Here is a 13,642-nt window from a genome sequence, read left to right on the forward strand (position 1 = left end):
CCCGTATCTGATGCATCGACTCGAGGCGGATACCGATTCCGATACGTCCGCCAATGCCCCGCGGAGCGGTTGCCAGCGCCCGGGTCCAGCAACCCGACACGACACTCAGCAAAGTCACAGCAAAGCACCTGGCAACCGAAGCCCATCGCGTCGATCACCAAGCCGAGGACGACGCCAGCTTCAGGATCGTCAACAAAAAAATCGTTGACATCTGCCGGAATCAGGATTACCAAGAAAGGCCAAGCCTGTAATCAATCCGCGCATGCGGTGTGCGCGGAATCGACAACCGTTGGGCAGGTAGTAGCCATGAGCAGAGCCTTCATCATCGATCCCACGATTAGCGCGATCAACGGTTTGCACGCTCTCCTTGGGATTGGATTGCCCGAAGACGGCGGCATCATCGACTCCGCACTGTCGTTCTTTGGCAAGGCCCTAGATGACCTAGGGTCGGCGTTCCCCGGCGATGGTTGGCTGGGTTCGGCCGCCGATCACTACTCCGGCAAGAACCGCAAGCACGTCAATTTCTTCAAAGAGCTGGCGGAGCTGGATCGTGAGCTTCAGAAGCTGATCGCCGATCAGGCCAGCGCGGTCAAGACAACGCGCGAGATCCTCGAGGACGCGAAGAAAGGCCTCGAGTTCGTCCGTCCGGTCGCCGTGGACCTGACCTACATCCCGATTGTCGGGTGGGCCATGTCGGCCGCGTTCCAGGCACCGGTGTGCGCGGCGGCGATGGCCGTCGTCGGCGGAGCGCTTGCCTATCTGGTCGTGAAAACCCTGATCAACTCGATGAAGTTGGTCAGCCTGTTGGCCCAACTCGCCAAGTTGTTGGCGGAGGCCGTGGCGGACGTCGTTTCGGACGTGGTCGACATCATCAAGGGCATCCTCGAAGAGGTGTGGGAATTCTTGACCCACCCGTTCGAATTCCTCAAGGACCTGCTGAACAAGCTCGTCTCCTGGGCTTCCTCACTGCTGTCGCAATGGGGATCAAAACTGCAGTCCTTCTTTGGCGGCATCCCCGGCTTGAGCGGTATGGGCGGCGGCTTGTCCCAATTGACCAGCTTCTTCAGCTCAGCCGGGGCAGCCGGTTCGGCCGGTTCGGCCGGGTCGGTCGGCGCGGCGGATTCGGCCAGCCTGGTCAGCTCGGCCGGCTTGCCCGGCGGGCTCGGCCTTGGCGGCGGGTCCGGCTTCGGCTCCATGCCCAACGTGGCCCAGCTGCGTTCGGCCGCGACACGCCAGGATCCGCGTCTGACCAGCGAGGGCCCAACCCGAGTCTCCAGCGAACCGGTCGGCGAACATGCGCAAGCGGCTTCCGCGCAGGGGGGCCAGGGCATGGGCGGGATGCATCCCGCGTCGGCCGGATCGAAAGGCGCGACCAGCAAGAAGTACTCGGAAGGCGCCGCGGCGGGCACCGAAGATGCCGAACGCGCGCCAGTTGAAGTTGGGGTGGGTGCCGCTGCGCGGATCGCGGAGCGACGCGCCGGCTAGCCCCACCTGACCAGCCGGATCGACCGCGCAAAGCAACGCTAGACGGAAGGGATACCACCAATGACGGAGAACCTGAAAGTGCAGCCCGAGCTCCTCGGTGTGCTGGCGTCGCACCACGACAATGCGGCGGCCAGCGCCACCTCCGGGACCGAAGTCACCTCTGGGCTAAGCGAATCGGTGACGGTCACTCACGGTTCGTACTGCTCGCAGTTCAACACCACGTTGAAGATGTATGAAAGTACCCGTTCCGCCCTTGGCTCCTCGCTCAATAGCGCCGGTATCGACCTCGCCAAGAATTTGCGCACGGCGGCACGCGCATACACCGAGGCCGACGACACGTGGAGCAAGGCGCTCGGATCGTTATTCAGCTGAACAGTTTCGGTGCGTGCGTCGCGCTGCGGTGTACGCACGGGGCAGCTTTTCGATTTGGCCGACGCGTGCGCGCGAAGCCAACTTCGCCATGCTCGACACCAAGGTCAGAAGGGACGCGGTGGTGAACTTGCCCGGAAACGACTTCGACAGCGATGATTTCGATGCCGTAGATCTCTGGGACCCAGACGGAAAGCAGCGGTGGACAGCCGACCCGATTGTCGGCTTCGCCGGGGCAGGGGCCCAGGACAGCGAAGCCAGCGCGGATGACTCCCCCGCACCACAGGAGCAACCGGAAGAAGACGAGATCGCAGTATTCACCGTAACGAATCCTCAAGGAAGCGTAGCGGTTTCGGCGTTGATGGACGGCCGGACCGAAGATATAGAGCTGTCGAAGAAGGTGGCACGGATGAGCGAGTCGCAGCTCGCCTCCGAGATCCTGGTGCTGGCAGACTTGGCTCGCCAGAAGGCGCAGGCGGCGCAATATGCCTTCATCCTCAACAAGCTCACGCACGCCGCGGACGGAGATCAACAACGCGTCCAACAGTTGCAGGACTTCGTTGGCAACACGTGGAGCTTGCCATCGCCGGAGGAAGCGGCCGCCGCGGAGGCTGAGGTGTTCGCGACCCGCTACGGCGACGACCGCTCCGCCCACGACAGCGCCAGCGAGCAATGTGGTTTCGCCTGACCAACGAGGTTGACCGCCGCAACGGGTGCGTACCCGCTCGCTGACCCGCGCACGGCGAACTCGAGCCCGCATGGTTGCCCCGACCGAGTAGCCACCACGACCCGACACAATCCTGACACCCGTTTCCTGGGTCCAACGTTGATAGTGTCGGCTGGGTCGCGGTTGGTTTGGAGGGTCAACGATGAGCGAGGCGCCCAGTGCGCGCGCAGGGTCGATGTTCGGCCCCTACCGCCTCATCCGCCCTCTGGGCCGTGGCGGGATGGGTCAGGTCTACGAGGCCGAGCACACCGTCAAAGGGTGGGCCGTCGCGGTCAAGTTGATGTCGGAAACCTTCAGCAGCGATCCGGTGTTTCGGGAGCGCATGAAGCGCGAAGCCCGCATCACCGGCCGGTTGCAGGAACCCCACGTGGTGCCGATCCACGACTACGGCGAAATCGATGGACAGATGTTCCTGGAGATGCGCCTGATCGAGGGCACCAACCTGGACAGTTTGCTCAAGCGCTTCGGCCCCCTGACCCCGCCACGTGCGGTAGCGATCATCACCCAGATCGCCTCGGCACTGGACGCCGCGCATGCCGACGAGGTGATGCACCGCGATGTCAAACCGCCCAACATCCTGATCACCCGCGACGATTTCGCCTATCTGGTCGACTTCGGCATCGCCAACGCGGCCACCGACGAGAAACTCACCCAGATGGGCACCGCGGTAGGCACCTGGAAATACATGGCCCCCGAACGGTTTACCAATGACAGGGTCACCCACCACGCCGACATCTACGCGCTGGCATGCGTGTTGCACGAATCCCTGACCGGGTCTGCGCCCTACCAGTCCAACAACGCCGGGTTGTTGATCAGCGCCCACATGATGGAGCCCATCCCCAAGCCCAGCGCGGTCCACCCGGAAATCCCCAAGGCCTTCGATGCGGTGATCGCGCGCGGCATGGCCAAGAAACCCGCAGACCGCTACGCCAGCGCCGGGGACCTGGCCCCCGCCGCCCACCAGGCGCTCAGCACCCCCGATCAGAACCAGGCAGAGACCATATTGCGGCGCAGCCAGCAATCCACCCTGCCAGGCCAGGTCGTCGAGCAACCTACCCTCGAACACCGGCGGGAGCCCCGTTGCGGGCCGGCCAACCCCCAGCACAGCTCTGGCCCAATGCCCGCCTACAGCTCCGAACCGATCCCCAGGTCGGGGCCCTCAGGGCCGACCCACCCGCCGTCGGGTCCCATCGGCCAGCCGGCCTGGTCCCCCGGCGCGCATCCCGCTGCCCCGGCACACTCCCCCGTTGCGCCCCCGCCCTGGGATGGCGGCATGTCCCCCGGCGCGGCGCCACGCGCGCTGGCGCCGCAACAGCTTGGCGGTACGCCGGTATGGAATCCAGGTGTCCCACAGCGGCCGCCGCGTGCTCGCAATCCCTGGGCGATTGTCTCCGGCGTCGCCGTAGCAATCCTGGTCATGATCCTCGTCGCGATCGTCATCTGGGCGGCCACCCACGATGACAACCCGCAACCAACCGGACAACGAACCACCTCCACCACGGCACGAACCACAACCGGCAGCACGGCCACAACCACACCCGCACCGTCGACCACATCGCGGCGCCCCGACGCCCAAACCCGCTTGATGGGCCTGCTGCCGTCGGGCTACCCCGCGGGTGCGTGCACGCCCGAGACGCGGCCGATGCCGGGCGCAGTGGCATCGGTGAAGTGCAAGAAGAACACCGATGCCGACGGGCCTACCGTGGCCGCCTACGGGCTGTACGCCAACCTTTCGGCGCTCAAGAACGCATTCACCGCGTTCATCGGAACCTTTTCGATCCTCACCTGCCCCGATGGAAAGGCGTCACCAGGAACGTGGTGGCACACGCAGGACCCCAACACCGTCCTCGGCCAGGTCGCCTGCGGCATCTACAAGGGTGCCGAACCGCAGGTGATGTGGAGCAACGAGCGAACGCTGGTATTCGCACTCGTCGCCGCAAAACCGCCCGGACCCAACCTCGACCAGCTCTACGACTGGTGGTCCTCACACTCATGAACAACCACGACAATCGGAGCTGGGTAGACGCACCGGAGGCGATGCATGCACGACAGGATCGGTGACGCGACGACGAATCCGCCCCGCCTGGAACTCCGGGCCGCCGGACGCACCTGGCATGCCACACCAAACCGGGCCTGGACCATCGGTCGGGCCGCCGAAGCCGATATCCGCCTGGACAATCCACGGGTCTCGCGACTGCACGCGGTCCTCGAGCCGACGCCGGCGGGATGGGTGCTGGTCAACCGCAGCCGCAACGGATCGTTCGTCGGCGGCACGCCGGTGCAGCGCGTGCCGATCCACCAGCCCGTCACGGTGCTGCTGGGGTCCGCGTCTTCCGGACAGGCGATCGAGCTCCACCCCGCGATCCAGGCGCCCGAGGCGCAGCCGGGGCGCAACGTCGCCGCTGCGCCAGACCCGCTGGACGGAACGACAGTCGCCCGGGCGCCGACCACGGTGCACGCCATCGACCAGCTCGTCGTCACGATCGGCCGCGGAGCGGACAACAACGTGTTGTTGAACGACCTGCTGGTGTCTCGGCGCCATGCCGTGTTGCGGCGCTCCGGTGACCAATGGGAGCTGGTCGACAACCACAGCGCCAACGGGACCTACGTCAACGGCAACCGCATTACCCGCGCGCTGATCGGACCCAACGACATTGTCGGCATCGGGCACCAGCTGATGCACCTCTCCGGTGACCGGTTGGTGGAGTACGTCGACACCGGCGACGTCTCCTATGAAGCGTCCAACCTGCGGGTGGTAACCAAGAAGGGTCGGGTGTTGCTGTCCGACGTGAGCTTCGTGCTGCCACAGCGCAGCCTGTTGGCCGTGGTGGGGCCAAGTGGCGCGGGCAAATCCACGCTGCTGGGCGCCCTAACCGGATTCCACCCGGCGACCAGCGGCACAGTGCGATACGACGAACGCGACCTCTACGACAACTACGCGGAGCTGCGACACCGCATCGGATTCGTTCCCCAAGACGACATCCTGCACATCCCACTGACGGTGCGGCGGGCGCTGAATTATGCGGCGCAACTTAGGTTTCCCCAAGACGTCTCCGCTGAGGAGCGCCGACAGCGCATCGAAGAAGTCCTGGCCGAGCTCGGGCTCACGACGCAGGCCGACCAGCGCATCGACAGCCTGTCGGGGGGCCAGCGCAAGCGCACCAGCGTCGCACTGGAGTTGCTGACCAAACCGTCGCTGCTGTTTCTGGACGAGCCCACCTCAGGGCTGGATCCCGGCTATGAGAAGTCGGTCATGCAGACCCTGCGCTCCCTAGCCGATGATGGTCGCTCCGTGGTGGTGGTCACCCACAACATCGCCCATCTCAACATGTGCGACCGGTTGCTGATCCTGGCTCCTGGCGGACGTCTGGCCTATTTCGGTCTGCCGCAGCAAGCCTTGAGCTACTTCAACTGCACAGACTTCGCCGACCTTTTCACCCTTCTCGAGCAAGACAAAGCCACCGACTGGACGGCCCGGTTCAATGCCTCACCCCTGCGCGCGGCGCTGACCCCGCACCCGGCCCAACGCCCGGCGCACCCCGCCGCCGCGCGCACCACCAAGCCGGTCGCACAGCAAAGCGCGTTCGCGCAATTCGCGATCCTGTGCCGACGATACGTGGCGGTCATCGCTGCCGACCGTCAGTATGCGGTGTTCCTGCTGGTCCTGCCGTTGCTGCTGAGCCTGTTCGCCCATGCCGTGCCCGGCAAGGCCGGGCTCTCGCTGGCCAAGGCGATCGAGCTGCGGTCGACCCAGCCCGCGCAGTTGCTGGTGTTGCTGATCATCGGCGGCGCGCTCATGGGCTGCGCCGCGTCGATCCGCGAAATCGTCAAGGAGCAGGCAATATATCGCCGCGAACATGGCATCGGCATGTCCGGCGGCGCCTACCTGGCCTCCAAGCTGGTTGTCCTCACCGCGCTGACCACCGCGCAGGGCCTGATCCTCGGGTTCCTGGGCCCGGCGTTTCTACCCGCGCCCGACCAGTCCATCGTCATGCCCTGGCCGACGGTCGAAGTGGCCGTGGCGGTCGTCGCGGTCACCGTCGTGTCGATGATGATCGGCCTGCTGATTTCGGCGATGATCGGCAACGCCGATCGGGGCATGCCGCTGCTGGTGCTCGTGGTGATGGCCCAGCTGGTGCTGTGCGGCGGAATGTTCGGCGTCAAGGGCCGGATCCCGCTGGAGCAGTTGGCGTGGCTGTCGCCGTCGCGCTGGGCCTACGCGATGGCCGCTTCCACCGTCGACCTCAACGACCTGCGTCGCGCCGCGGGCGGCGACCAGGATCCGTTGTGGGATTACAAGGTCAGCAGCTGGCTGATCGCGGCCGGCGCGTGTGTGGTGCAGGCGGCGGTACTGGTGACCCTGATCGCCTGGCGACTCAGGCAGCTCGATCCGCAACGAAAAGCCCGCAGGTGAAACCGGGCTGTCTCAGACGTGCTTCACGACGAATGGGACTGCGCACACGGCCAGCGGCCCGCACGACAGTTGCAGCGACAACAGCCGATACCCGACGTTGTAGACAACGTATGACCAACCGCGCCCGCCAATGCCACCCCACCGCAGCGACAGCATCGTCTTTCCTTCCAATAGCGGGTCCGCCGACAGGGTCGGCGGGGTTCGGCGTTCGGGAAAGCATGTGCCGCAGCGCTTGCCGCATTATTGACGGATCCTTGCCGGCCCATCGGTCAGCCGAGGCCAGGGATTTTGGGCGCGGCGCTGCCCGTCTTGCGCGGGTCGAACGGTCGCCGCTCGCCGCCGGCGGCTTCCCCCTTGGTGATTTGCGAGTGACGCCGCCGTTCCCAGGAAATTGGTAGGGTCGCGACATTGCGAGTTGATTGGGAGGATCAACGATGAGCGACGCGCAGGGCTCGCGAGTGGGGTCCACGTTCGGGCCCTACCGCCTGACGCGGCTGCTGGGCCGTGGCGGGATGGGCGAAGTCTACGAGGCCGAGCACACCGTCAAAGAGTGGACCGTCGCGGTCAAGTTGATGTCGGAAACCTTCAGCAAGGACCCGGTGTTTCGGGAGCGCATGAAGCGCGAAGCCCGCATCACCGGCCGGTTGCAGGAACCTCACGTGGTGCCGATCCACGACTACGGCGAAATCGACGGGCAGATGTACCTGGAGATGCGCCTGATCGAGGGCACCGATCTGGACAATTTGCTCAAGCGCTTTGGCCCCCTGACCCCGCCACGCGCGGTAGCGATCATCACCCAGGTTGCCTCCGCGCTGGACGCGGCCCACGCCGCGGGCGTGATGCATCGCGATGTGAAACCGCAAAACATCCTGGTTACCCGCGAGGATTTTGCCTACCTGGTCGACTTCGGCATCGCCAGCGCCACCACCGACGAGAAGCTGACCCAACTGGGCACCGCGGTGGGAACCTGGAAATACATGGCGCCTGAACGGTTTTCCAACGACGAAGTCACCTACCGCGCCGACATCTATGCTTTGGCGTGCGTGCTGCACGAGTGCTTGACCGGGAGCCCGCCCTATCGCGCCGACAGCGCCAGCATGCTGGTCACCGCGCACATGATGGATCCCATCCCGCAGCCCAGCACCGTCCGCGCCGGCATCCCCAAGGCCTTCGACACGGTGATCGCGCGCGGCATGGCCAAACAGCCCGGGGACCGTTACGCCAGCGCGGGGGATCTGGCGCTGGCCGCCCACGAGGCGCTGAGCAACCCCGATCAGGATCACGCCGCCGACATCCTGCGCCGGAGCCAGGAAGCAACCCTGCCCGGCCCTCCCGACCCCGCCGCTCCCCCGACCATGCCGGCCACCGCGGCCACTCCTCCGGCGCGGCCCGGCCCGGCGGCCACCCCGCCGCGACCTGCGCCCACGCCGCAACAACCGCCCTACTACCCGGCCGCCGCAGCTCCGGCTGCCGGCTCGCCCCCTTCAGGCCCCTCGGCGGTCGCCGGGCCGCCCCGCGGCGTGGCGCCGTCCGGACCCGCGGGACCGTCCGGGCCGATACCCCGGCCCCCGGCGGCCGGCCAGCCCGGCTGGCAGAAGGCGAGCGGCCCCATCCCCGCGAGCCAGCCCACCCCCAGCCCGCCGTACTACCAGGGAGCCGGTTGGGGCGGAGCACCGCCGCCCGGCCAACCCGCCGGCCCATCGACCTGGAATCAGGGCCCGCAGGGTCCGGGACCGCGCGGCCGCAACCCATGGCCGATCGTGGCCGCCGTGGCGATCGTGCTGGTTCTCATCGTCGGTGGAATTGGTGTCTGGATGATCACCCAACCGCCCAAGCCCTCGCCGCCGCCCAAACCGATAGCCGAGGACCGGCTGAGCTCTCTGCTGCTGAGCCCCGCCGAAGTCAACTCCGTGATGGGGGCATCCAATATCCAACCCGGTAAACCCATCACCTCGATGGATGCGTCACCGGTGACGCTGTCGCTGCCGGAATGCCAAGGCGCCCTGTATACCAGCCAAGACCCGGTCTACTCGGGCACCGGATACACGGCTATCAGTGGCCTGGTGGCCTCGGAACCCGGCGACAACAACGACCACTGGGTCAATCAGGCCGTGGTGTCGTTTCCCTCGGCCGCCAAAGCCAGCTCGTTTGTGGAGACCATGGCGGGCAAGTGGAAGAACTGTGCCGGTAAGACGGTGACGGTGACGAACAAATCCAAGACCTACCGATGGACGTTCGCCCAGGTTGTTGGTAGCCCGCCTCGGATCACCATGCTCGAAACCCAGGAAGGCGCCGAAGGCTGGGAGTGCCAGCGCGCGATGAGCGTGGCCAACAACGTGATCGTCGACATCAACTCGTGCGGCTACCACATCACCGACCAGGGCGGTGCACTCGCCGACAAGATCGTCGACAAGATCCACAAGGAAACCAAGTACTGAGCTTTGGGCGGTCAGGCCTGCAGATCAGGCCCCTGCGCGCGCAGGTCATCGACCGCTGACATCGCGGTCCGCAGCTTGTCCAGCCACTCCTCGGTGTGCTCACCGACCAGCTTGACCGACCACGCGAGAGCATCGGCGCGGGACCGGGCGACGCCGGCGTCGACAAGCGTGTCCAACACCTGGCGTTCCGGCTGCTTCAGGCGCGTCATCACCGGAACCGCGATGTGGGTGAACAGGATTCGCTCCGTGCCGGCGTCGGAGACAACGTCGACGCCCCAGGACACCTTGCGCGCGTAGCGCTCCTGTGCCTCGTCGGCGATATTCATCCGTTCGGCCCGGGTCTCTTCGCGGAATCGCGAGGCTCGCCCTTCTGAATGCGCCTTGCTCTGCTCCGATCCGGAATTCTCGGGTGCCCCCAACGTGCCGATCACAGTGATCTCCTCCCGGTCCACAACGACGGCGGGGGCGCCCTCGAACCAGTCCTCCGGAAGCCGTCCAGCAAACCAATCGGCGGCATCGCTGGCGTCAGGTTGTTGGGCTTGCTGCCAGCCGCCGGAGCGCCCGTGCCGGCGCCCGTGCATGTGATGATGTGCTTTCATGATTACATGATTACATGATTACATGATTACATAGTTACAAGTGAAAGCAATCGTTGTTCGCCGGCGGCGAACCCCCAACGGACCACCGCCGCCTCGCAAATGTTGCACCCAACAGCACAAAAACCGTTGCTATCAGCGGTTCATGGTTGTGTTTTTGTTAGCGAAGCAGGCCCGGAACAGACCGAACTCAAGTGCCGGAGAATGGGGTGGAATCCGGCCGCGTAAGCGCCGCGTAAGACGGACCAAACGCCCCCGGGAGTCGCTCCGGGCCTGCCCATATGACGTCGAGTCAACCTCAGCCCACCGCTAACGGCCCTCTGTTGCGGTGTCGGCCGCAAGGTCCGCAAGGTTTCGCCGGACCCGGAACAGCTTGGTTTCGTTCTTGATTCCCTTCAGACGCCGCGGCCCGGCAAATGACCACTCGAATCCAGCACCGGCGGCCGTGTCACGAACGGCGTCACACACCGAATCCGCGGCCAGCACCGTGCCGGGTCTCGCGACCCCGGTAATCCGGCTCGCCGCGTTCACCGGGCTGCCGAACCAGTCGCCGGCCCGGCTCACCGCCCGACCACACGCAACCCCGGCCCGCAGCCGAGGGAAGGCATCGTCGGTGTCGACGACCTCGACCAGATTCAGCACCGTGTCCAACAGCGGCGCCGGATCCGGACAGACCAGCATCACGGCGTCGCCGATCGTCTTGATGAACCGCACCGGCGGGGCGGTCAGTTCCCGAGCCAGATCGGCCAGCCGGCCGGCGAGCTGGCCCAACTCCTCGGCCGATACCACCTCACCCAGCTTGGTGAAGCCGACCAGGTCGGCGAAAGCGACGCTGACCTCACGTGCACCTGGCAACGGCTTGCCGGCCGCCCGCTCACCGGCGTTGACGGCTTCGGTCTCCATCATGTGCCGCAGCTGCATGAACAGCATCTCCTGGATCATCGGCCCCAGCAATGGCGCGATCTGACTCACCAGCGCCTTCGACCCCTTCGCGATGTCCAGTTCGGTGGCTCCCGGGTGCATGATCGCCTCCAACGCCGTGTAGCGCATGACTTCGGCCGCGCGGGAGAGGCCCTCGGCGAGCACGCGCACCACAAGCACGATCTGATCTGGGTTCAGCCCCAACTCAATGAACCGCTGCGTGTATGCGGCGGCTTCGCCGTCTGCGCGCATGTAGACGACGGCGTCCGGGTCATCCACTCTCGCCAAGCCGACCGCACGCTGTACGCGCTGCAGCAAATCCAGGTCGATGCCGTAGGTTTCGCTGATCTCGCGGCTGGACACGTAGGTGCCGTCATCGCCGATGACGTGGCGAGTGGCCAGCAGCAGCGGCGGGTTGGTCGTGCGGATCTCAGCTGCGGTGATGCCCTGGCCGAACAGCCAGTCGATCAGCTCGGCACGTTCCGCGCGGGCGGCACCCTCGAGTCCTTCGAGTAGATCGTCGGTGTTCTGGCCGGCCGGCTCGGGTGCCCGGTCCACGCTGTCCTCCACGACGTCAACGTATAACGCCGCGACGCCACCGGGCGCGCTGATGCCCGCCCCGCGGCACGACACCGCCCCGGGGCCGGCCGGCGGCGGTAACATCCGATCATGCCGTTGCCCCCCGGCTCCGCTTTTGCCGGATACACCATCGCGGGATTGCTCGGCTCCGGCGCAATGGGCGAGGTATACCTTGCGCAACACCCCCGATTACCCCGCCGTGATGCGCTAAAGGTGCTGCCCCCCGACGTATCCGCGGACACCGCGTTCCGCGAGCGATTCCAGCGCGAAGCGGATCTGGCCGCCACCCTGTTCCACCCACACATCGTCGGCGTGCACGACCGCGGCGAGTTCAACGGCCAGCTGTGGATCTCGATGGATTACATCGAGGGAACGGACGCCGCCGCGCTAATCCGCAGCCAGTATCCGGCCGGCATGCCCGTCGCCGAGGTGGTCGCCGTCGTGACCGCCGTGGCCGGAGCGCTCGATTACGCCCACCAGCGCGGCTTGCTGCATCGCGATGTCAAACCCGCCAATATCCTGCTCACCGGGCCGGACAACGCCGGGGGGCCGCGAATCTTCTTGGCGGACTTCGGGATAGCCCGCCAGCTTGACGACATCAGCGGAATCACCGCAACAAACCTGACGGTAGGCACGGCCGCGTACGCTGCGCCCGAGCAGTTGACGGGCGCCGACGTCGACGGCCGCGCCGACCAGTACGCGCTGGCCGCCACCGCATTTCACCTTCTCACGGGGGCCCCGCCATACCAGCATGCCAATTCGGTCGCGGTGATCAGCCAGCATCTCACCGCACCACCACCGGCGTTGGGCGATCGGCGCCCCGAGCTTGCGCCGTTGGACCGAGTGTTCGCCGCCGCGCTGGCCAAACAGCCCAACGAACGCTATTGGCGATGCGCCGATTTTGCCCAGGCGCTATCTCAAGTCGCGTCACCCCAGGGCGCGGCCGCAGCGGTTTCGCCGTCGGATCCCACCTTGCCCGCCGCCATCTCCGTGCCTCCCGAATACGCTGCCGCCACCCAAGCCGCCCCCGCACCGATGCCGTGGTACCCGACGGCGCCGGCACCGGCGCGGCCACGGCGCCAGGTCAGCACGATTGTGGTTCCAGTGGTTGCGGCCCTGCTGCTGGTATCTGCCGTCGCGTTCGCCGTCACCCAGGTGTTACGGCCGGACCCGCGGCAGACAACCGCGGCCCCGGCCGAGGCGCCCCAGTGGCAGCCCTACGTCGACCATGCCAAACAGTTCGCGATCTCCTTGACGAGCGTCAACCCGCAGACCATCGATGCCGACATCCAACGCATCCTGGACGGGTCAACCGGAGCATTTCACAGCGATTTTGCCGACAAGAGCGCCCAATTCAAGCAGTCAATAGTGGACGCGGGCTCGGCGACCCAAGGCAAGGCCACCGGCGCAGGCCTGGAGTCCATCAGCGGCACCACCGCCCACGTAGTTGTGTCGGTGACCTCGAACATCACCAAAAGTACCGGCGTACAACAAGAGCCACGGCAGTGGAGGTTGCGAATCCAGATCGAGAAGATCGACGACGCCTATCTGGCGTCGCGGGTGGAGTTCGTCACGTGACCCAGCATGGAGCACCGCGGGCCGCCTGGTGGGTGGTCGTCCTCGCGCTCACCGCCGCGACGATGATGGCCGCAGCACTGGGCGGCTGGCAGATGCTGGCCAAGAACCGGCAATTGCCGCCCGTCGCCGGCCCAGCACTGGTCGCCGACCAACCCGGCGCCCGAGAAGCCGTCCTGAAGGTCGCCAAAACCAATGTGGCCAAGACCCTTACGTACACACCTCAGAACGTGGAAGAGGTCGCGAGCGCCGCCGAACGGCTGTTGACCGGCGAATTCCTGTCCTATTACCGGCAATTCACCGGCCAGACAGTGGTCCCCACGGCCCGGCGCGAGGGCATCAGCACCACTGCGACCGTGAGCGGTGCCGGAGTCGAGTCCCTGACCAGTCAGCGGGCCTCGATCTTGGCGTTCGTCGACCAATCCACCACCACTCGGGACCAACCGTCTCCGAAAAGGGCTACCAGCTCCGTTCGGTTCGGCCTGACCAAGGTGCAGGGCACCTGGCTGATCGACTCCTTCAAACCGACCTAACCGCA

At 66.0% G+C, this 13,642-nt stretch carries 10 protein-coding genes; 8 read left to right on the forward strand and 2 right to left on the reverse strand.

Going from position 1 to position 13,642, the window contains the following annotated elements; translation table 11 throughout:
• Positions 1 to 306: 306 nt before the first annotated feature.
• The 6 genes from CKW46_RS23030 to CKW46_RS23055 all read left to right on the forward strand — a co-directional run bounded on the left by CKW46_RS23030 (position 307) and on the right by CKW46_RS23055 (position 9,433).
• The gene (locus CKW46_RS23030) at positions 307 to 1,485 is read left to right on the forward strand and encodes an EspA/EspE family type VII secretion system effector (protein WP_015356751.1); all 1,179 of its coding nucleotides are present in this window, start codon (positions 307 to 309) and stop codon (positions 1,483 to 1,485) included.
• 60 nt (positions 1,486 to 1,545) lie between these two features.
• Positions 1,546 to 1,857, forward strand: coding sequence for an ESX-1 secretion-associated protein (locus tag CKW46_RS23035; RefSeq protein ID WP_015356752.1), 312 nt, complete (start codon positions 1,546 to 1,548; stop codon positions 1,855 to 1,857).
• 121 nt (positions 1,858 to 1,978) lie between these two features.
• Complete coding sequence (locus tag CKW46_RS23040) at positions 1,979 to 2,542, forward strand: secretion protein EspD (protein ID WP_172607302.1); 564 nt, start codon at positions 1,979 to 1,981, stop codon at positions 2,540 to 2,542.
• Positions 2,543 to 2,723: 181 nt separating this feature from the next.
• Positions 2,724 to 4,577 carry a serine/threonine-protein kinase gene (locus CKW46_RS23045; protein ID WP_015356753.1) on the forward strand — a complete coding sequence of 618 codons (1,854 nt, stop codon included), beginning with the start codon at positions 2,724 to 2,726 and terminating at the stop codon, positions 4,575 to 4,577.
• 45 nt (positions 4,578 to 4,622) lie between these two features.
• On the forward strand, positions 4,623 to 6,995 hold the full coding sequence (locus tag CKW46_RS23050; protein WP_015356754.1) for an FHA domain-containing protein: 2,373 nt from the start codon (positions 4,623 to 4,625) through the stop codon (positions 6,993 to 6,995).
• 434 nt (positions 6,996 to 7,429) lie between these two features.
• Entirely contained in the window at positions 7,430 to 9,433 is a 2,004-nt protein-coding gene (locus tag CKW46_RS23055) for a serine/threonine-protein kinase PknH/PknJ (RefSeq protein ID WP_482052450.1), read from the forward strand.
• A gap of 11 nt (positions 9,434 to 9,444) precedes the next feature.
• Here CKW46_RS23055 and abmR read toward each other — a convergent pair whose 3' ends face one another.
• Both abmR and CKW46_RS23065 read right to left on the reverse strand, forming a co-directional pair.
• On the reverse strand, positions 9,445 to 10,032 hold the full coding sequence (gene abmR / locus CKW46_RS23060; protein WP_036426801.1) for an ATP-binding transcription factor AbmR: 588 nt from the start codon (positions 10,030 to 10,032) through the stop codon (positions 9,445 to 9,447).
• Between the two features lie 306 nt (positions 10,033 to 10,338).
• Positions 10,339 to 11,520, reverse strand: a complete 1,182-nt coding sequence (locus CKW46_RS23065; protein WP_373142924.1) for an adenylate/guanylate cyclase domain-containing protein — start codon at positions 11,518 to 11,520, stop codon at positions 10,339 to 10,341.
• 99 nt (positions 11,521 to 11,619) lie between these two features.
• Between CKW46_RS23065 and CKW46_RS23070 the strand changes: the two genes are divergently transcribed.
• Both CKW46_RS23070 and CKW46_RS23075 read left to right on the forward strand, forming a co-directional pair.
• Positions 11,620 to 13,107, forward strand: a complete 1,488-nt coding sequence (locus CKW46_RS23070; protein ID WP_482052451.1) for a serine/threonine-protein kinase — start codon at positions 11,620 to 11,622, stop codon at positions 13,105 to 13,107.
• Positions 13,104 to 13,637 carry a hypothetical protein gene (locus tag CKW46_RS23075; protein WP_117435890.1) on the forward strand — a complete coding sequence of 178 codons (534 nt, stop codon included), beginning with the start codon at positions 13,104 to 13,106 and terminating at the stop codon, positions 13,635 to 13,637. Before CKW46_RS23070 ends, CKW46_RS23075 begins: the two co-directional genes overlap by 4 nt.
• The last annotated feature ends 5 nt before the right edge of the window (positions 13,638 to 13,642 follow it).

Origin of the sequence: Mycobacterium liflandii (assembly GCF_022354805.1) — a bacterium.
Lineage (GTDB): Bacteria > Actinomycetota > Actinomycetes > Mycobacteriales > Mycobacteriaceae > Mycobacterium > Mycobacterium marinum.

Excerpts from the sequence above, each read along its gene's own strand:
- CKW46_RS23050 (WP_015356754.1), top strand. The coding sequence starts at position 4,623 with ATGCACGACAGGATCGGTGACGCGACGACGAATCCGCCCCGCCTGGAA.
- CKW46_RS23030 (WP_015356751.1), top strand. The coding sequence starts at position 307 with ATGAGCAGAGCCTTCATCATCGATCCCACGATTAGCGCGATCAACGGT.
- CKW46_RS23045 (WP_015356753.1), top strand. The coding sequence starts at position 2,724 with ATGAGCGAGGCGCCCAGTGCGCGCGCAGGGTCGATGTTCGGCCCCTAC.
- abmR (WP_036426801.1), bottom strand. The coding sequence starts at position 10,032 with ATGAAAGCACATCATCACATGCACGGGCGCCGGCACGGGCGCTCCGGC.
- CKW46_RS23055 (WP_482052450.1), top strand. The coding sequence starts at position 7,430 with ATGAGCGACGCGCAGGGCTCGCGAGTGGGGTCCACGTTCGGGCCCTAC.
- CKW46_RS23035 (WP_015356752.1), top strand. The coding sequence starts at position 1,546 with ATGACGGAGAACCTGAAAGTGCAGCCCGAGCTCCTCGGTGTGCTGGCG.
- CKW46_RS23070 (WP_482052451.1), top strand. The coding sequence starts at position 11,620 with ATGCCGTTGCCCCCCGGCTCCGCTTTTGCCGGATACACCATCGCGGGA.